At 39.6% G+C, this 18,778-nt stretch carries 17 protein-coding genes; 10 read left to right on the forward strand and 7 right to left on the reverse strand.

Annotated elements, in window-relative coordinates:
* From HDE70_RS07260 to HDE70_RS07280, 5 genes are all read left to right on the forward strand, one after another.
* Entirely contained in the window at positions 1-726 is a 726-nt protein-coding gene (locus tag HDE70_RS07260) for a menaquinone biosynthetic enzyme MqnA/MqnD family protein (protein WP_183869868.1), read from the forward strand.
* Between the two features lie 98 nt (positions 727-824).
* Complete coding sequence (gene mutS, locus HDE70_RS07265) at positions 825-3,434, forward strand: DNA mismatch repair protein MutS (RefSeq protein ID WP_221270759.1); 2,610 nt, start codon at positions 825-827, stop codon at positions 3,432-3,434.
* Positions 3,435-3,445: 11 nt separating this feature from the next.
* A complete protein-coding gene (locus HDE70_RS07270; RefSeq protein ID WP_183869871.1) occupies positions 3,446-3,955 on the forward strand; it encodes a C40 family peptidase in 510 nt (169 codons plus the stop codon).
* 219 nt (positions 3,956-4,174) lie between these two features.
* Positions 4,175-5,194: a 3'-5' exonuclease gene (locus tag HDE70_RS07275; RefSeq protein ID WP_183869872.1), complete on the forward strand. Its 1,020-nt coding sequence runs from the start codon at positions 4,175-4,177 to the stop codon at positions 5,192-5,194.
* Between the two features lie 65 nt (positions 5,195-5,259).
* A complete protein-coding gene (locus tag HDE70_RS07280) occupies positions 5,260-7,125 on the forward strand; it encodes a M1 family metallopeptidase (protein ID WP_260160095.1) in 1,866 nt (621 codons plus the stop codon).
* A 19-nt stretch (positions 7,126-7,144) separates the two neighbouring features.
* On the opposite strand, the gene queG is transcribed toward HDE70_RS07280, so the two are convergent.
* A complete protein-coding gene (queG, locus tag HDE70_RS07285) occupies positions 7,145-8,092 on the reverse strand; it encodes a tRNA epoxyqueuosine(34) reductase QueG (protein WP_183869873.1) in 948 nt (315 codons plus the stop codon).
* Between the two features lie 225 nt (positions 8,093-8,317).
* On the opposite strand from queG, the gene HDE70_RS07290 reads away from it, so the two are divergent.
* Positions 8,318-8,581 (forward strand): hypothetical protein, encoded by a 264-nt coding sequence (locus HDE70_RS07290; protein ID WP_183889063.1) that lies wholly within the window; start codon positions 8,318-8,320, stop codon positions 8,579-8,581.
* 124 nt (positions 8,582-8,705) lie between these two features.
* Positions 8,706-8,915, forward strand: a complete 210-nt coding sequence (locus HDE70_RS07295) for a hypothetical protein (RefSeq protein WP_183869875.1) — start codon at positions 8,706-8,708, stop codon at positions 8,913-8,915.
* A 7-nt stretch (positions 8,916-8,922) separates the two neighbouring features.
* Here HDE70_RS07295 and HDE70_RS07300 read toward each other — a convergent pair whose 3' ends face one another.
* From HDE70_RS07300 to pdxH, 4 genes are all read right to left on the reverse strand, one after another.
* Positions 8,923-10,431 (reverse strand): carbon-nitrogen hydrolase family protein, encoded by a 1,509-nt coding sequence (locus HDE70_RS07300; RefSeq protein ID WP_183869876.1) that lies wholly within the window; start codon positions 10,429-10,431, stop codon positions 8,923-8,925.
* Positions 10,432-10,560: 129 nt separating this feature from the next.
* Complete coding sequence (ruvB, locus tag HDE70_RS07305) at positions 10,561-11,583, reverse strand: Holliday junction branch migration DNA helicase RuvB (RefSeq protein WP_068399147.1); 1,023 nt, start codon at positions 11,581-11,583, stop codon at positions 10,561-10,563.
* Positions 11,584-11,592: 9 nt separating this feature from the next.
* Positions 11,593-12,483 (reverse strand): 3-hydroxybutyryl-CoA dehydrogenase, encoded by an 891-nt coding sequence (locus tag HDE70_RS07310; protein ID WP_183889065.1) that lies wholly within the window; start codon positions 12,481-12,483, stop codon positions 11,593-11,595.
* Positions 12,484-12,492: 9 nt separating this feature from the next.
* Positions 12,493-13,143 carry a pyridoxamine 5'-phosphate oxidase gene (gene pdxH / locus HDE70_RS07315; RefSeq protein WP_183889067.1) on the reverse strand — a complete coding sequence of 217 codons (651 nt, stop codon included), beginning with the start codon at positions 13,141-13,143 and terminating at the stop codon, positions 12,493-12,495.
* A gap of 50 nt (positions 13,144-13,193) precedes the next feature.
* Between pdxH and HDE70_RS07320 the strand changes: the two genes are divergently transcribed.
* Positions 13,194-13,757 carry a YqgE/AlgH family protein gene (locus tag HDE70_RS07320; protein ID WP_183889069.1) on the forward strand — a complete coding sequence of 188 codons (564 nt, stop codon included), beginning with the start codon at positions 13,194-13,196 and terminating at the stop codon, positions 13,755-13,757.
* Positions 13,758-13,827: 70 nt separating this feature from the next.
* Here the strand turns inward: HDE70_RS07320 and purE are convergent, their stop codons facing one another.
* Both purE and HDE70_RS07330 read right to left on the reverse strand, forming a co-directional pair.
* Positions 13,828-14,316 (reverse strand): 5-(carboxyamino)imidazole ribonucleotide mutase, encoded by a 489-nt coding sequence (purE, locus tag HDE70_RS07325; RefSeq protein WP_183889071.1) that lies wholly within the window; start codon positions 14,314-14,316, stop codon positions 13,828-13,830.
* Entirely contained in the window at positions 14,316-15,455 is a 1,140-nt protein-coding gene (locus tag HDE70_RS07330) for a 5-(carboxyamino)imidazole ribonucleotide synthase (RefSeq protein ID WP_183869881.1), read from the reverse strand. The genes purE and HDE70_RS07330 overlap by 1 nt, the downstream gene beginning before the upstream one ends.
* A 219-nt stretch (positions 15,456-15,674) precedes the next feature.
* Between HDE70_RS07330 and HDE70_RS07335 the strand changes: the two genes are divergently transcribed.
* Positions 15,675-16,865, forward strand: coding sequence for an NAD(P)/FAD-dependent oxidoreductase (locus HDE70_RS07335; RefSeq protein WP_183889073.1), 1,191 nt, complete (start codon positions 15,675-15,677; stop codon positions 16,863-16,865).
* Positions 16,866-16,875: 10 nt separating this feature from the next.
* Complete coding sequence (locus tag HDE70_RS07340; RefSeq protein WP_183889074.1) at positions 16,876-18,768, forward strand: ATP-dependent DNA helicase RecQ; 1,893 nt, start codon at positions 16,876-16,878, stop codon at positions 18,766-18,768.
* Positions 18,769-18,778 lie beyond the last annotated feature (10 nt).

Genomic DNA, 18,778 nt, shown 5'->3' on the forward strand with positions numbered 1-18,778 from the left:
TTGAATAAGATCAGAATTTCTGCCGTTGCCTATACCAATACCAAGCCATTTATCTACGGAATCAATCATTCCGATGTATTAAACCAAATAGATTTAAGTTTAGATATCCCTTCAGATTGTGCCGCCAAGTTAATTGATGGTACTGTTGATGTGGGTTTAATCCCGGTTGCAGCAATTCCGCAGGTACCGAATGCAAATATTATCTCTGATTATTGTATCGGGTCTGTAGGTGCTGTAAATTCTGTATTTATATTCAGTAATGTTCCGGTGAGTGAAATCCGGACTTTGCGTTTGGATAGCCATTCCAGGACTTCAAATAACTTAGCAAAAGTATTGCTGAAATTCCATTTTAAGCAGGAAGTAAGTTATACAACAGACGTTAATGCACAAACTGATGCGCTGGTTTTAATAGGCGACCGTACTTTCGGTAAAAAAGATGATTACGCTTTTGTTTATGATATGGGAGAGGAGTGGATGAACTTCACCGGGCTTCCTTTTGTATACGCAGCCTGGGTTGCCAATAAAGTTATTCCTGAAGCCTTTATAAATGAGTTTAATACGGCTTTGAAGCAAGGACTGGATGCCAGAAAAGAATTGTTGAAAACACTTCCTGTAAATCCTGTTTTTGATCTGGATGATTACCTGATGCATAAGCTGGATTTTGAACTGACGGATAAGAAAAGAGAAGCTTTATCGCTGTTTTTATCTTATATAGAACAGTTGTAGGTTAGATTAGTGGTGATTCTTCTTCCTTATTTTTCAAAAAAAAACCTAAAGCTAATCCTTAGATAGTATATTTACATTTTTGTAACGTAACATATATTTTGGCTAAAGATAAGACGAAAGAAACACCATTAATGCAACAGCACAGTGCGATCAAGGCAAAGTATCCTGGTGCATTATTATTGTTTAGGGTTGGGGATTTTTATGAGACATTTGGCGAGGATGCCATTAAAACCTCTCAGATACTGGGGATTGTTTTAACAAGGAGGGCAAACGGGACTGCTGCTTATATTGAGCTCGCAGGTTTTCCTCATCATTCGCTGGATACTTACCTCTCTAAATTGGTCCGTGCAGGTCAGCGGGTAGCAATTTGTGATCAGCTGGAAGATCCCAAAACAACTAAAACTATTGTAAAACGCGGAGTTACTGAACTGGTGACGCCCGGAGTGGCTTATAATGATAATATTCTTAGCCAGAAATCCAATAACTATTTAGGCGCGGTATACTTTGATAAGGCAATGATTGGCGTCTCATTTCTGGATATTTCCACAGGTGAGTTCCATGTTGCACAAGGTAATGCGGAGTATATAGATAAACTTTTACAAGGTTTTAAGCCTACTGAGGTTATCTTTCAAAAAAGTAAACGTCAGGAATTCTTCGAATTGTTCGGTGATAAATTTTATACTTTCCCGATGGATGACTGGGCTTTTACCACTGATTATGCCAATGAAACTTTAAACAAACATTTTGAGGTTAGTTCTTTAAAGGGTTTTGGTGTAGATAAAATTCAGACTGGTATTATTGCTGCGGGGATTGTATTGCATTACCTGAATGAAACCGAACACCGGAATTTAAAGCATATTACCGCTATTTCCCGTCTGGAAGAGGATAATTATATGTGGCTGGACCGTTTTACGGTCCGCAATCTTGAACTGGTCAGTTCTGCCAATGAAAATGCAATGACGCTTTTCAATGTGCTGGATCAGACTTCTACACCTATGGGGGCCAGGATGCTTCACAAATGGATTGTGATGCCTTTGAAGGAATTAAAACCAATTCAGGAGCGTCTGGGGACCGTTGAATTTATGGTGGCTCATGAAGGATTGATTGAAGAATTCTTAACACATATTAAATTAATTGGTGACCTGGAAAGATTGATCTCTAAGGTTGGTTTGCAGAAATGCGGACCAAGGGAGTTGAGTCAGCTTAAAAAGGCATTGTACCATATTGAAGAAATAAAGGATACGGCTTTAACTTCAGATAATCCATACCTGATTCAGCTTGCAGAGCAACTGGACCCTTGTGTGAGTATCCGTGAAAAACTGCAAAGAGAACTTCAGGAAGACCCTCCTGCTTTATTAATCAAAGGAAATGTAATTGCTGACGGAATTGATGAAGAGCTGGACAGGCTGCGTCAGATTTCATCGGGCGGAAAAGATTTCCTGGTAGAAATTCAGAAACGTGAGGCTGCAAAAACAGGCATTCCTTCGCTGAAGATCTCATTTAATAACGTTTTCGGCTATTATCTGGAAGTCACGCATACCCATAAAGATAAGGTACCTGCGGAATGGAGCCGTAAACAGACCCTTGTGAATGCAGAAAGATATATCACTCCGGAGCTTAAAGAATACGAAGAGCAGATTTTAGGTGCGGAAGATAAGATACAGCAGATCGAAGTGAGGCTTTATGAAGCATTAATGCAACAGGTAGCTGCTTATATCAGGCCGGTTCAGTTGAATGCATTCCTGGTTGCACAACTCGACGTTTTGCTATGTTTTGCACAGTTAGCGATCAAAAATCATTACGTTAAACCGGAAATGAATGTTTCTAAAGTACTTGATATCAAAGGTGGAAGACACCCGGTGATTGAAAAACGCTTACCGGTAGGGGAAGAGTATATTACGAATGATGTTTATCTGGATAACGATACGCAGCAGATTATTATCATTACAGGGCCCAACATGTCGGGTAAGTCTGCGATTTTAAGACAGACTGGTATCATTGTATTAATGGCCCAGATGGGCTGTTTTGTTCCTGCTAAAGCTGCTCATATTGGTCTGGTTGATAAAATCTTTACCAGGGTAGGTGCTTCTGATAACCTTTCTTCAGGAGAGAGTACATTCATGGTAGAAATGAATGAGACTGCCAGTATCCTGAATAATATTTCTGACAGAAGTTTAATCTTACTGGATGAAATTGGCAGGGGTACGAGTACTTATGATGGTATTTCAATTGCCTGGGCGATTGCAGAGTTTTTACACACGCATCCTTCGGCAAGGCCTAAAACATTATTTGCTACGCATTATCATGAGTTGAATGAGCTGGCCGGAACGATGAACCGGATCAGGAATTTCAATGTATCTATTAAAGAAGTTGGCAACAAGATTATCTTTTTGCGTAAACTGATTCCTGGTGGTAGTGAGCATAGTTTTGGTATCCATGTGGCTAAAATAGCGGGTATGCCTCCTAAGCTGATTAACAGGGCCAATGAGATCCTTAAAAAGCTGGAAATAGACAGAACTGAAGGGCAGAGTATTAAAGATAGTTTTAAAAAGGTTCAGAACCAGGCTTACCAGTTGCATATGTTTGCTGTTGATGATCCGGTTCTGGTACAAATAAGAGATATGCTGAACAATCTTGATGTGAATGTACTGACGCCTGTAGAGGCTTTACTGAAACTGGATGAGATTCAGCGATTAATTAAACAATAAAAATAAGGCTTATGACTTTACGCAGTATCCGCGCCTCTCATTTGATCATACTGTTGGCCGCAATGGCTTTTCTTTCTTCCTGTGGAAGCAGAAGATCAACAGTTTATAAAGAAAGCAGAGGTGCCAAAGCTGCTGAAGCCATGGCGAATGTAAAAAGTAAGCAACTGTACCGTTTCATTACGGATTGGACAGGCGTGAGGTACAGGCTTGGTGGATTAGATAAAAGAGGGATAGATTGTTCAGGATTTGCCTTACTTTTGAATAAGGAGATTTATGGATTAAATTTACCCAGACGGTCTAAAGATCAGGCCGACGTGATTAAAGAAAAAAATGTTTCGCAGCTCAAAGAGGGAGATCTGATCTTTTTCTCTTTCGGGGGCAATGGAATAGACCATGTGGGCGTTTATCTTAATCACGGGTTCTTTGTACATGCTTCTACTACACGTGGTGTGATTGTAGATGATTTAAGCCTGCCTGCTTACCAGCGTGTGCTGGTCAAAGCAGGGCCTGTAAAAGATTAAAAAGACAAATATATAATAGATGGAAGGCAAGAAGTACGAGATATCATTTTGGAATAAGTATAAGAAATTCGCTACTACTGAAATATTAATGTATCTTATTATGATAATTGGTATAGGATTAGGTATTATTTTTCTTATTTGAAAATTAGTTTTCCCTGCCAGGGATTTAAATCGTATCATTGACTACACCATCTGACCATTAAAAAATTAAAAATACTGATGAAATTAAATCTAATCCGTCCTCTTGCTTTTTTTGATTTGGAAACCACAGGAATTAACGTTGGTTCTGATCGTATCGTTGAAATTGCAATTTTGAAAGCCATGCCAGATGGATCTGAGCTGGTAAAAACATTACGCGTCCACCCGGATATGCCGATCCCTTTGCAATCTTCACTGATTCATGGAATTTACGACAAGGATATTGCTGATGCGCCTAAGTTTAATGAAGTAGCAGCAGAAATTGCTGAGTTTATAGGTGATGCGGATCTTGCAGGTTACAATTCTAATCGTTTTGATATTCCTGTTTTACTGGAAGAATTTTTACGTGCGGGTGTAGATTTTGACATGACCGGAAGAAGATTTGTAGATGTACAGAATGTGTTTCACCAGATGGAGCAGCGTACTTTGCGTGCAGCTTACAAATTCTACTGTGATCAGGATATTATCAATGCACACTCAGCAGAAGCAGATATAAAAGCAACTTACCATGTTTTGCTTGCACAGCTTGACCGATATGAAAATGTAGATTTTGAAGATAAACAAGGTAATATCTCTCAGCCGGTTAAAAATGATGTAGAGGCACTTCATGCTTTTACAAACATGAACAAGCCTGTTGACTTTGCAGGCAGAATGGTGTTCAATGAAAATGGGGAAGAGGTGTTTAATTTCGGAAAGCATAAAAATAAAACTGTAGAGCAGGTATTTGATACTGAGCCAAGTTATTATGCGTGGATGAAACAGGGAGATTTTCCTTTATACACTAAAAAGAAACTGGAAGAGATCTGGACACGCTGGAATAAGAAAAAGGAATTGAGCAGAGCGGCAAAAATGCCGGCAACGCCAAAACCAGCAGAAGCGGCAGGTAATCCTGTAAAACCTAAACCTGCGGCGGCACAACCAAGGCCTCAACAGGCAGCAGGACAACCAAGACAACCCGCTCCACAACCTAAAAAAGAAAAACCAGCAGTTAATGTTACTCCGGACATGCTGGAACAGTTAAAAATGAAATTCGGTAAATAGCCAGCAAAACCTGCATATGATGAATATGCAGGTTTTTTATAAAAGGGAAAATAAAATATATACTAATGAAAAAAATAACAATGCTCAGTCTCTTCAGTATGATAGGTCTGAGCGTTTTTGCGCAACAGGGTTTGCCGGTTCCTGCGGGTATTCAACAGGCTTACAACAAAGGAACAAGAGCTGTGAATGGGAAACCAGGATTAAAATACTGGCAGAATACAGCAGATTACGATCTGAAAGTAGATTTTGATCCTGTGTCGGGATTACTAAAGGGTACAGTTGATGTCATTTATAAGAATCAAAGTCCTGATACGTTGAAAGAGGTTTGGTTTAAGTTGTATCCAAATTTATATAAGCAGGGTAGTCCGCGTGCAAGTAAGGTTGCGGACAGAGATCTGGGCGAAGGAGTTAAAATTGGTTCCATGTCTATTAATGATAAAACAGTTGCTGCCGATGCACTTCAAATTGACGGAACAAATATGCATACTTCCATTGCTGCACTGGCTCCGGGAAGAAGTATAAAAGTTAAAATCGCTTATCAATATACGTTGAACAGAGGTTCTCATAACAGGACTGGTATGGTAGATGAAGGTTCTTATTTTGTAGCCTATTTCTTCCCGCGTATTACAGTTTATGACGATATAGATGGGTGGAACAAGTATCCTTATCTTGGAGATGCGGAGTTCTACAATGACTTTTGTACTTTCAAAGCTGCGGTAACGGTGCCTAAAAACTATGTGATCTGGGCAACGGGAGATCTGATGAATGCTAAAAGTGTGTTTCAGAAGAAAATTGCTGATAAGCTAGCCTTAGCTGAGCAGGCAGACAGCGTAGTCAATGTAATCAATGAGAATGACCTGGCCACGCAGACTATAACTAAAAACCAGGATTTTAATACCTGGAAATTTGAGGCGAAAAATGTAACTGACTTTGTTTTTGCAACCAGTAACCATTATTTGTGGAAGTCAACGAGTTTAGTGGTTGATCCGAAAACCAATAGAAGGACACGTGTAGATGCAGCGTTTAATCCAGGTCACAAAGATTATTATGAAGTAATAGATTTTGCGCGTAAATCTGTACATGCAATGAGTTATGAGTTCCCGAAATGGCCATATCCTTATGCGCATGAAACGATCTTTGACGGGCTTGATCAGATGGAATATCCAATGATGGTAAATGATAACCCTGTTGAAAAGCGCGAGAATTCAATTACGCTGACTATCCATGAGATTTTTCATACGATGTTCCCTTTTTACATGGGAACCAATGAAACAAAATATGGCTGGATGGACGAAGGATGGGCAACAATAGGAGAATGGTTAATTTCTCCGATGATAGACTCCACTATGGTAGATGAATATGGTATACAACCTACAGCATTTACCTCTGGTACAAAAAATGATACGCCTATTATGACCCTTACGCCAGATCTGGTGGGTTCAGGTTCTTTTACCAATTCTTATCCTAAGCCTGCTTTAGGTTATCTGTTTGTAAAGGATTATCTGGGTGATGAATTGTTTACCAAAGCATTGCATAATTATATTGAACAATGGAACGGTAAACACCCGATGCCATTTGATTTCTTTTACAGCATGAACGAAGGTTCTGGTAAAAATATGGATTGGTTCTGGAACAGATGGTTTTTTGGCGAAGGGGATATCGATCTGGGGATTACTGGTGCAGATAAAACTGCTGACGGTTATGTTTTCAAAATAGAGAATAAAAGTCTTAAACCACTTCCTGTTGACCTGACTTTAACTTATGATGATGGTTCTACTGAAAAAGCGCATTGGAATATCGGTGTCTGGGAGAAACCTGAATTGAATATTTCTCTTCCATTCAAGACCAGTAAAAAAATAAAGAAAGCTGTGCTTGGAAGTACTTATGTACCGGATAAAAACGACTATAATAACATAATATTTGTTAAATAAGCTCATTTGAGCTCAATCCTTAACTTTCATCAGGAATCTGCCTGATGAAATCAATATTGCGGGTTAAGCCTTTAAACTTAGTCCGCTTTACTGCCGAATTCTTAAAGATCTGTTTAAATACATCTTCGGTAATGTCCAGCCAGTCTTCTTTTTTCATCGTCAGTAAATTTTCATTAGGCTTGAATTGTGGTTCGGTATGAGGAACTGAAAATCTGTTCCAGGGACAAACATCCTGACAAATATCACAGCCAAACATCCAGTTCTCCATTTTATTGTCAAAGCTTTTAGGGATTTCCTCTCTGAGCTCGATCGTAAGATAAGAGATACATTTAGTCGCATCGATGATAAAAGGAGATAAGATCGCATCTGTTGGGCAGGCGTCGATACATTTGGTACAGGTACCACAATGGTCAGTGGCAAAAGGTTGATCATAAACCAGGTCGAGGTCAATGATCAATTCTGCCAGAAAGAAGAATGAGCCGCTTTTTTTACTGATGATATTGCTGTTTTTACCAATCCAGCCGATACCCGCACGTTTCGCCCAGGCTCTGTCCAGTACGGGTGCAGAATCCACGAAAGCTCTTCCGCTTACTTCACCTATGTTTTCCTGAATAAAATTGAGCAATAAGAATAACTTATCTTTAATTACAGTGTGATAGTCTGCTCCATAGGCATATTTAGAGATTTTCGGTGCATCGGGATCTGTTTGCTGCTCCTGGGGAAAATAATTTAGAGTCAGAGAGATCACAGATTTTGCATCGTCTACCAATAACGTAGGATTCAACCTCTTGTCAAAGTGATTTTCCATATAGCTCATTTGTCCGTGACGATTGTCTTTGAGCCATTTTTCTAATCTTGGAGCTTCTTCTTCGAGGAAACCTGCTTTAGCAATACCGCATTGCATAAAGCCCAGTCTGAGAGCTTCATCTTTAATGAGTTGACTATATTTTGCAGGATTGTTGTACATTTTTCACCGCAAAGGTACGCTTCTGTTGCCTATAAAAAAATTGATGTATAGTGTTAGTATGCATGGAAGAACTGCTTTTTGTGTCAGATGGCCCTATGAAATGAGCTTTTTAAGCCATAAGTTGGTGCAATAAAAATACAAAAAGGAGAAAGCCGAAAATCCTTAAAAGAGTAGGTTTAAATTAAAGTTTTTGATACTTTTTGATAAATAAAAGTATTATTGATTATGGCTAATTCCTGGTATGCTTATTTAGGTGGAGATGTAACTTTGATATCAAGTTACAGAAGAACAAGTGTAGTGCCAACCTTTAAAAAAGATGGTAATACACTATCAGCAGTTTATTTACCTGATGCTGAAGATGAAGAGGGCAATGTAACCAGTGTTTATCCTGCTTATATTCCTTCCAGTGCATTGGATTATATTGCAGAAGCACTGATAACCGGACGATCACAGTCCTCAGATAGTCAACCTTATGTTTGTTTAAGATAAATTTGGCGCTGAAAAAAGATAGTTGGAAAATAGCGTGTCCTGCTTTAGAGGAAACTTTTAAGTCTTTTCTTTGTTATCCATGTATCAAACTAAACTAATTGAATTTAACTTAACACTGTCAATTATGGAAAATACAGAATCTGATTTCAAAGAAAATCCAGAAAATAATCCCAGAGAAGTAGAGACTGATTATCCAAAACATCAGGATGACCCGGGACCATCACCGCAGGCTGTAAACGAAGATAACGATAAAGGAGCAGGACCAGTAATCAAATGGGGTGTGCCCATTATTATACTGATCCTGCTCATTTATTGGTTGTTTTTACGTAAATAATTTTTTGTTACTTAAGTAATTTGACTTCATACAAATCAGTACGACGGTCTTTCAATATTTTAACTGTACCAAAATGGTGCAATTCATCTAGTAAATGCAGGTCTACGTCTACAACAAGCATCATTTCGGTGTTTGGCGTAGTTTCTGCCTTTACCGCGTTTGTTGGAAAAGCGAAATCTGATGGGGTAAATACCGCAGACTGCGCAAATTGTATATCCATGTTATTTACCTTCGGCAGGTTACCTACGCAACCTGCTATAGCCACATAACACTCATTTTCTATTGCTCTGGCTTGCGCGCATCTTCTAACCCTGGTATAGCCATTTTGCGTATCAGTCAGGAAAGGGACAAACAGGATCTGCATTCCCTGGTCAGCATAAATTCTGCTTAATTCCGGGAATTCAACGTCATAACAGATCAGGATACCTATTTTACCACAATCTGTATCAAATACCTGGATCTTATCACCACCCACCATACCGTAGTATTTAAGTTCGTTTGGCGTAATATGAATCTTTCTGTATTCCTCAGTTTTTCCACTTCTATGGCACAGATAAGTCGCATTATACAACTTATTGTTCTCTAAAATTGGCATACTGCCCGAAATAACATTCACATTATAAGAAACTGCGTAACTCTGGATTTTCTCTACGATTTCCGGAGTAAGCTCAGCCAGCTTGCGCATAGCTTCCATTTCTGGCAAATGATTATAAGGTTGTAATAATGGGGTATTAAAAAGTTCGGGGAACATGATAAAATCAGATTTGTAACCACTTACAGCGTCTACAAAAAACTCCACCTGTTCATAAAAGGCATCCATATCCGGGAAAAGCCTCATTTGCCACTGCACTAATCCAATTCTGATTGTTTTAGCCGAACGTGCTGAAGCATCTACACCTTGATAATAAATATTGTTCCATTCAATTAATGTGGCGAATTCTTTGGATTCATGATCTCCCGGAAGATAATTCTTTAATACTTTTCTGACGTGAAAGTCATTGGATATCTGAAAAGTAAGGGTAGGATCATAGATCTCTTTAGCTTTAACTTTATCAATATACTGTCTTGGGCTCAATTGATCTGCATGTTCATGGTAACCTGGTATACGGCCGCCAGCAATGATACTTTTTAAATTAAGGCTTTCACAAAGCTCTTTTCTTGCTTCATATAACCTGCGGCCTAATCTCAACCCTCTGTATTCGGGAGAAACAAAGATCTCGATTCCGTATAAGGTATCTCCATTAGGATCATGCGTAGAAAAAGTATAGCCACCCGTAATCATTTGATAGGTATGTTTATCACCATACTGATCATAGTCTACGATTAATGCCAGTGAACAGGCTACTACTTTGTCATCTACAGCTATGCAGAGCTGACCTTCAGGAAATAGTTTAAGTAATTTGGCGATGGTTTGTTTGCTCCAGATTTGTCCGCCGAGGGTATCGTATGCCTGTAACATTGACTCTTTCAGGTCATCATAATCTTCCAGGGTCAGTTTTCTTGTTTCAATATTCATGTGTGCGTTATTTTATAGCCAGTTATTGCTTATAAATAGTCATTAAAACTAGCGGTAAACAATAACTGGCATGAAAGGTATTTAATATAGCTGTTGCTACACATAAATGATGCCTCAAAAATATTTTTCTTAAAATAATTTACCAGACTGTGCCTGATATTGTCTTTTAAGGTGTTTGTAAGCCGCTTCTGTAACTTCTCTTCCGCGGGAAGTACGCATCATATAACCTTCCTGAATCAGGAAAGGCTCATATACTTCTTCTATTGTTCCTTCATCTTCACCAACAGCAGTAGCAATGGTTTTTAAACCAACCGGGCCGCCTTTAAATTTATCAATAATCGTCAGCAGGATCTTGTTGTCCATTTCATCCAGTCCGTGTTCGTCCACATTTAAAGCTGTTAAAGCGTATTTGGCAATAGTGGTGTCAATGGTGCCATTTCCTTTGATCTGTGCAAAATCTCTCGTCCTTCTCAGCAAAGCATTCGCAATCCTTGGTGTACCGCGGCTTCGTCGTGCAATTTCATAAGCACCTTCTTCTGTAATCGGGGTTTTAAGGATTTCTGAAGAACGCAGTACGATTGTAGTCAGTAATTTAGCGTCATAATAAGCCAGTCTGGAATTGATACCAAATCTTGCTCTTAAAGGTGCAGTTAACAAACCCGAACGGGTAGTGGCACCAACCAATGTAAACGGATTTAATGTAATCTGAACAGAACGGGCATTAGGCCCGCTTTCCAGCATAATATCAATTTTGAAGTCTTCCATAGCAGAATACAAGTATTCTTCTACCAGAGGGCTTAAACGGTGTATTTCGTCAATAAAAAGGATATCTCCGGTTTCCAGGTTGGTCAGAAGTCCTGCCAGATCACCCGGTTTATCCAGTACCGGGCCGGAAGTCACCTTAATACCAACACCCATTTCATTGGCGATAATATAAGAAAGCGTAGTTTTTCCTAATCCCGGGGGGCCGTGAAGTAATACATGGTCTAAAGGTTCGCCCCGCAGTTTAGCTGCTTTAACGAAAATCTTCAGATTCTCCATGATTTTTTCCTGACCGGTAAAATCTTCAAAAGCCTGGGGACGCAGCACTTTTTCTATATCCCTTTCTATGGGAGATAAGCTTTCTGAAGAGGGATCAAGGTTTTCGTTCATGTGGTAAAGTTAAGATAAAAACTTAGCTGCTGGTTTCGCCTCTTTGACGCCCGCACTGTAATCATAAAATCCTTCTCCGGATTTTACTCCTTTTTTGCCTGCCATCACCATATTCACTAACAGCGGACATGGTGCATATTTGGCGTTGCCAAATCCTTTATGTAATACATTCATAATAGCCAGGCAGACATCAAGACCTATAAAATCTGCTAATTGCAGCGGCCCCATTGGGTGAGCCATACCCAATTTCATCACGGTATCGATCTCTGAAACGCCGGCAACACCTTCAAATAAAGTGTAGATAGCTTCATTGATCATGGGCATTAAAATACGGTTGGCTACGAATCCAGGATAATCGTTTACTTCAACAGGAGCTTTACCTAGTTTTTCTGATAAGCTCATTACCAATGCAGTAGTTTCGTCAGAAGTAGCGTACCCGCGAATCACTTCTACCAATTTCATCACTGGTACAGGGTTCATAAAATGCATGCCAATTACCTTTTCTCCCCTGGTGGTTACTGAGGCAATATGGGTAATTGAAATAGAAGAGGTATTGCTTGCTAATATAGCTTCTGGTTTTGCATAGGCATCAAGATCTCTGAAGATTTTTAACTTAAGCTCAAGATTTTCCGTAGCGGCTTCAACGATCAGATCAGCCTCGGCAACGCCCGGTTTTAAGTCTGTGAAAGTGGTTATGTTTTTTAATGTTCTGGCTTTATCTTCTTCAGTTATTGTCCCTTTATTTACTTGTCTGTCAAGGTTTTTGCTAACTGTATCTAATCCTTTGTTTAATGCCTCCTGGTTAATGTCAACCAGGTTTACCTGGTAGCCAAATTGTGCAAAAGTATGTGCGATACCATTTCCCATGGTACCAGATCCGATTACTGCTATTTTAGTCATTTTTTATGTTTAAGGTGCTAGTCTGTTAATTGTCCATACGCCGTTAACGCTGGTATAAGTGATCCGGTCGTGTAAACGGCTCGGGCGCCCCTGCCAGAACTCTATGTGTGCCGGCTTCAATACATAACCTCCCCAGTGTTCAGGACGCGGAACTTCTGTTTCCTGATAGGTTGCAGTCAATTCTTTTACCCGCTCTTCTAAAATTTCCCTGTCTGGGATAACGGTGCTTTGTGGTGATGCGCTGGCTCCGATCTGGCTGCCTTTTGGGCGGGAGTGAAAATAAGCTGTAGAAGCTTCTGCTGTAGCCTTGGTTACTATACCTTCAATTCTGACTTGTCTTTCCAGTTCCGGCCAGAAAAACTGCATGGCAGCCTGTGGATTTTCCTGAAGGTCTTTACCTTTTTTACTGTTATAATTGGTAAAAAAAACAAAACCATCTTCATCAAATCCTTTTAAAAGGAGAATTCTGGAAGAAGGTTTGCCGGATAAGTCGGCTGTAGCCAAAGTCATTACATTGGGCTCATACAATTTAGCGTCTAACGCGTCTTTGAACCATTTTGCGAATTGTGCAATCGGATTTTTGTCGATATCGGCCTCTGAAAGTTCAGCAGCGCGGTAATCTTGTCTTAGGTTTTGAATATTTTCTTTGGTCAACTCCATTTGACAAAAATAGTCTTTAGTTTTTTTAAAATTATAAGTAATTTTCCGAAATGATAAGTCGATTAACACCCTCAGCCGGTAAACTTCTTGTTTCCGAACCTTTTTTAAATGATCCTAATTTCACCCGGTCGGTAGTGTTTCTGACCGAACACAGTGAACTGGGGACGCTTGGTTTTGTAATTAACCAGCCAAGCCTTCTTTTATTAGGAGAGTTGATTGAGGATATCGGCGGACCGGCTTTTCCGGTATGCTATGGTGGCCCGGTAGCTACAGATACAATCCACTTTATCCACCGCTGTCCTAAAAAGATCTCAGGCGGAGAGGAGATTGCCAAAGGGATTTTCTGGGGAGGGAACTTCGAGAGCTTCAGAGCCTTAATGGGTAAAGGAGAGCTGACTAAAGATGAGGTGAAAGTTTTTGTTGGCTATTCGGGCTGGGAGGGGCCTCAGCTTAAAGCAGAGATGGAAGAGAATACCTGGATTGTTTCCGATCAGTATGATGCTGACATGATATTTTCTGCTGATGAAGAGCAGCTGTGGAAAGAAGTAATTATCCATTTAGGGCCTAAATATGCGCATATCAGTAATTTTCCTAAAAACCCTAATTTGAACTGATCCGGTAATCATTACTATAAAGGCATAAAAAAATGCCCTGCTATAATTAGCAGGGCATTTTTTGTAGAGTTTAAGACTCTAACTCAGCAGCAGATTCTTCTACTTTTTTTCTCAATTCATCTTTATATTCCTGCATTTTAACAGCTAATGTGCTATCAGCAGTAGATAAAATCTGTACGGCAAGCAAACCTGCATTTTTAGCTGCATTTAATGCTACAGTAGCTACAGGAATCCCATTTGGCATCTGTAAAATAGATAAAATCGAATCCCAGCCATCAATACTATTAGAACTCTTTACAGGGACACCAATAACTGGTAAAACAGTAATTGATGCAACCATACCTGGTAAATGCGCAGCACCGCCAGCACCAGCGATAATAACCTTAATTCCTCTTGAAGCAGCTTCTTTCGCATAGCTGAACATTCTATCCGGTGTACGGTGTGCCGAAACAACCGTCATTTCAAACTCTACTCCAAATTCCTTTAAAATATCAGCAGCATCGTTCATGATATTTAAATCAGACTTGCTGCCCATAATTATGCCTACTTGTGCGCTCATTAAGATATTACTTTTAGTGTTTCTTTGATTAAATTTGCCTTTTCAATAGCAGCTTCCCTGTTTTGGTCCACAATAGTGATGTGGCCCATCTTGCGGAAAGGCTTTGTATATTTTTTACCGTAAAGGTGTACATAAACACCATCGATAGCCATTATTTTCTCTAAACCCTGGTATTTTGCAACACCGTCATGCCCTTTTTCGCCCAATACATTTAGCATCACTGCATTATTGATTGCACGGGTATCGCCCAAAGGCAAGTTAAACACCGAACGTAAGTGCTGATCAAATTGTGATACATAATTACCTTCTATAGTGTGGTGTCCACTATTGTGAGGTCTTGGCGCCAGTTCATTGACTAATATCTGTCCATCTTTGGTAATAAACATTTCTACTGCCAGCAGGCCAGTTATATTTAAAGCTGCGGCAATGTTTTTAGCAATTGTTTCTGCTCTTTCCTGAACGTGTTCAGGGTAAGTAGAAGGAGAGATTAAAAATTCTACAAGATTTGCTTCTGCATTGAATTCCATTTCTACCATAGGGAAGGTCTTCACCTCGCCATTAGAATTTCTGGACACAATAACAGCGATTTCTTTTTCGAAATCTACCAGTTCTTCAATTAAGCAAGGACTGTCAAATGCATTGTCCAGATCTGCGATGTTATTAATCCGCATCACACCTTTACCATCATAACCATCTTTGCGCTGTTTAAGCATGTATGGGAATGGAAAACTTGAATTTAATAAGTCTTCTTTGGTATTAGCCAGCTGAAAAGGAGCTGTAGGAATATCATTTTCTTTGAAAAATTGTTTCTGAATACCTTTATCCTGGATTAAACGGATAACTCTGGCTTGTGGAAATACCATTTTGCCTTCTTTCTCCAGTTGCTCTAAAGCCTCGATATTTACCTTTTCAATTTCGATAGTAATCACATCTGCTTTTTTACCGAATTTATATACTGTATCGAAGTCAGTGATAGATCCGCATTCAAAGTAGTTTGCAAGATGTTTGCAGGGAGCTTCATGATCAGGATCCAAAACCAGCGTAGTCAGGTTGTAATTAATAGCTTCCTGAATTAACATCCGCCCTAATTGTCCACCACCCAGAATTCCTAATTTTAACTCACTTATTTGTTTTGCCATGTCAATATGAAAATATATGCTTTTACGCCTGTTTAAAATTTACCTGATAATTTGTTTATGCTTCTTTTTAGCTGCAACTTCGTCAAATTCAATTTAGGTAGGAAAGCTATCAAAATTGAATTTAACTTTGTTTCACTGAAAAATAAGCTGTAAACAATTTTATCATATAAAATTAAACAGGCTTTATTTTGCACAAAAATAACAATATAAACGGATTTGATGGAGGCTGATGCTATAATAATTGGGGCGGGCGCATGCGGATTGATGTGTGCAGTACAAGCTGGATACCTTGGTAAGAAGGTGATTATACTGGAAAAAGGAAGTAAGGCGGGAGCCAAAATATTAATCTCCGGAGGCGGTAGGTGCAACTATACCAATATGTTCGCTACCGACGAACAATTTATTTCGGGAAATAAACACTTTAGTAAATCGGCCTTTACACAGTGGACGGTCGCAGATACCATCAGCTTTTTTGAAACTTACGGGATTGATGGGAAAGAAAAAACGTTAGGACAATTGTTCCCTGAGGATAAGAATGCAAAAGACATTGTAGAGGTATTTACAACGCTGTGTTCAGACTTTGGACAGGAGATCAAATGCAATGCCGATGTAACTGACATTATACAAAACGACGGTTCTTATAGTATCACTTATCAGCAATCTGGTAAAACATATACTTTGAATACTCCGAAACTTGTCATTGCTACAGGTGGATTACCAATTCCAAAGATGGGTGCAACAGATTTTGCACTCCGTTTTGCCCGTAAAAACGGGTTAAAGATTATTGATACTGCGCCAGCACTGGTTCCACTGACAATTACAGGAAAAGAGGAAGAATGGTACGCACAACTTTCTGGAAATTCAGTTTTTTGCGAAGTCAGCAATGATAAAATCTCTTTCGAGGAGAATATTCTGTTTACCCACTGGGGATTAAGCGGGCCTGCAATCTTGCAGATCTCCTCTTACTGGCAACCAGGAGAAAGTATAAATATTAACCTTTTACCGCGGGAAGATATCACTGCACTGCTTGAAGAAGAAAGAAAATACCATGGAAAGACATTATTGTCTACCTTACTGAACAGATATTATGCGAAAAAATTTACTGATGCCCTGCATAAATACCTTCCAGTTGACAAAGCTGTAGCCTCTTTAACAAAAACTGAACTGGAATTAATCCATCAGACCATTCATTTGTTTAAAGTGAAGCCTGCGGGTGATAAGGGCTATGACAAGGCAGAAGTAATGCGTGGTGGAATTGATACCAACGAGTTATCTTCTAAAACGCTTGAATGTAAAAAAATGCCAGGCCTTTATTTTGGCGGGGAATGTGTAGATGTTACCGGCTGGCTTGGCGGATATAATTTTCAATGGGCATGGGCTTGTGGCTTTGTGATTGCACAGGGGATATAGCGCATTTTTTATGAACGAAACAGAAGTATTAAAACAATATTGGGGATTTAATTCATTCAGGCCTTTACAGCAGGATATTATCCAGGCTGTATTGGAAGGAAAGGATGTGATGGCACTTTTACCAACAGGAGGCGGGAAATCTTTATGTTTCCAGGTGCCTGCGCTAGTAAAAGAAGGGATTTGTATTGTGGTTTCGCCACTGATTGCCCTGATGAAAGATCAGGTAGAAAATTTAAAAGCAAAAGGGGTCAATGCCGTAGCTATCTACGCTGGAATGGGTAAAAGAGAAATAGATATTTTGCTGGATAACTGTATTTATGGCCCTGTTAAATTTCTTTACCTGTCACCGGAACGTTTATTAGCTGATCTGGTGAGAACCAGGATTTCTTATATGAATGTTAACCTGATTGCGATAGATGAAGCGCATTGTATTTCACAGTGGGGTTATGATTTCAGGCCATCTTATATGCAGATTACCGCATTGAGAGAAATCCATCCGGAAGTTCCTTTTATCGCGTTAACGGCAACTGCTACAGCTTTTGTAAGGGAAGATATCGTAGATAAATTAACGCTCAGAGACCCACAGATCTTTGTACAGAGCTTTGCGCGTAAAAACCTGAGTTATGTAGTTTTTGGACTGGAAGATAAGCACAAAAAGCTGATTGATATTGTGACAAACGTAAAAGGGAGCGGGCTGGTTTATGTACGAAACAGGCGCGAAACTTCAGAAATTGCTCTTTTTTTGAAGAGAAATCAGATTGCTGCCGATTTTTATCATGCAGGAATAGAAAAAGATGAACGTTCCAAAAAGCAGGAAGCCTGGAAGCAGAATAAGATCAGGGTCATGGTGGCAACCAATGCTTTTGGGATGGGAATAGATAAACCTGACGTCCGTTTTGTAGTTCATCTGGATCTCCCTGAAAGTCTGGAAGCTTATTATCAGGAAGCGGGTCGCGGTGGCAGGGACGGAAAAAGGGCTTATGCGGTTTTGCTGGCTAATGCCTCAGATCAGTTGGCCTTAAAAGCAAAATACACAGATAGTTTTCCATCTGTAGAAGAAATCAAGAAGACCTATCATTATTTAGGAACTTACTTTCAGCTGGCTTATGGAGCAGGAGCAGGGGTCAGCTTTAGCTTTGATCTGGCGGATTTCTGCAAGCGTTTTAAGCTGGGTGTAATCAAGACTATGGGCGCATTGAAATTTCTGGAGCATGATGGTTATATCACGCTTTCAGAAAATATATTTTTACCTTCCCGGGTTTTATTTACCGCGGGAAATGAAGATGTTTATCGTTTCCAGATTGAGAACTCTGGCTATGATCCTTTGATTAAAACGATATTGAGGTCTTATGGTGGAATGTTTGACCATTATGCTAATATTAGTGAAAGCGATATTGCGACAAAGTTGAAGACCTCTTTTAACAGTGTGGTGCGGCAACTGAATAATTTGCAGGATCAGGGCTTAATCTCTTATCTTCCGCAAACAGATCAGCCTCAAATGCAGTTTGTAGTAGCGAGAGTAGATTTATTACATCTGGATACGGATGTAAAATATATAGAATTGAGAAAAAAGATACAATCTGAACAGATCCGCGCAGTATTGGCTTATGCAGATACATTTGTTTGCAGAAGTATCCAGTTATTATCTTATTTTGATGAACCTAATGCTGATCAGTGCGGGGTATGCGATGTTTGTTTAGCGCAGAAAAGGAATGAAGACCTTGCAGAACTGGACGATAAGATAGATTTTGAAATTGCAACGCTGGTTCAAACGGAACCTCAGACACTTGATGCGCTGATTAATCAGATCAGAACGGGCACAGATCAGGATAAGCTAAACCGCATTCGCGAGCTATTGGATGCAGGTAAAATTAAAACAGACGGCAAAAACTATTACCTTTGACAAACCTTGA

It is taken from the genome of Pedobacter cryoconitis (assembly GCF_014200595.1).
GTDB classification, from domain to species: Bacteria; Bacteroidota; Bacteroidia; order Sphingobacteriales; family Sphingobacteriaceae; genus Pedobacter; species Pedobacter cryoconitis_C.

Coding starts and splice junctions, on each gene's coding strand:
- purE (WP_183889071.1), bottom strand. CDS start 14,316: ATGAGCGCACAAGTAGGCATAATTATGGGCAGCAAGTCTGATTTAAAT.
- HDE70_RS07275 (WP_183869872.1), top strand. CDS start 4,175: ATGAAATTAAATCTAATCCGTCCTCTTGCTTTTTTTGATTTGGAAACC.
- pdxH (WP_183889067.1), bottom strand. CDS start 13,143: ATGGAGTTGACCAAAGAAAATATTCAAAACCTAAGACAAGATTACCGC.
- HDE70_RS07300 (WP_183869876.1), bottom strand. CDS start 10,431: ATGAATATTGAAACAAGAAAACTGACCCTGGAAGATTATGATGACCTG.
- HDE70_RS07340 (WP_183889074.1), top strand. CDS start 16,876: ATGAACGAAACAGAAGTATTAAAACAATATTGGGGATTTAATTCATTC.
- HDE70_RS07330 (WP_183869881.1), bottom strand. CDS start 15,455: ATGGCAAAACAAATAAGTGAGTTAAAATTAGGAATTCTGGGTGGTGGA.
- HDE70_RS07295 (WP_183869875.1), top strand. CDS start 8,706: ATGGAAAATACAGAATCTGATTTCAAAGAAAATCCAGAAAATAATCCC.
- HDE70_RS07280 (WP_260160095.1), top strand. CDS start 5,260: ATGAAAAAAATAACAATGCTCAGTCTCTTCAGTATGATAGGTCTGAGC.
- HDE70_RS07270 (WP_183869871.1), top strand. CDS start 3,446: ATGACTTTACGCAGTATCCGCGCCTCTCATTTGATCATACTGTTGGCC.
- ruvB (WP_068399147.1), bottom strand. CDS start 11,583: ATGAACGAAAACCTTGATCCCTCTTCAGAAAGCTTATCTCCCATAGAA.
- queG (WP_183869873.1), bottom strand. CDS start 8,092: ATGTACAACAATCCTGCAAAATATAGTCAACTCATTAAAGATGAAGCT.
- HDE70_RS07310 (WP_183889065.1), bottom strand. CDS start 12,483: ATGACTAAAATAGCAGTAATCGGATCTGGTACCATGGGAAATGGTATC.
- HDE70_RS07320 (WP_183889069.1), top strand. CDS start 13,194: ATGATAAGTCGATTAACACCCTCAGCCGGTAAACTTCTTGTTTCCGAA.
- HDE70_RS07335 (WP_183889073.1), top strand. CDS start 15,675: ATGGAGGCTGATGCTATAATAATTGGGGCGGGCGCATGCGGATTGATG.
- HDE70_RS07290 (WP_183889063.1), top strand. CDS start 8,318: ATGGCTAATTCCTGGTATGCTTATTTAGGTGGAGATGTAACTTTGATA.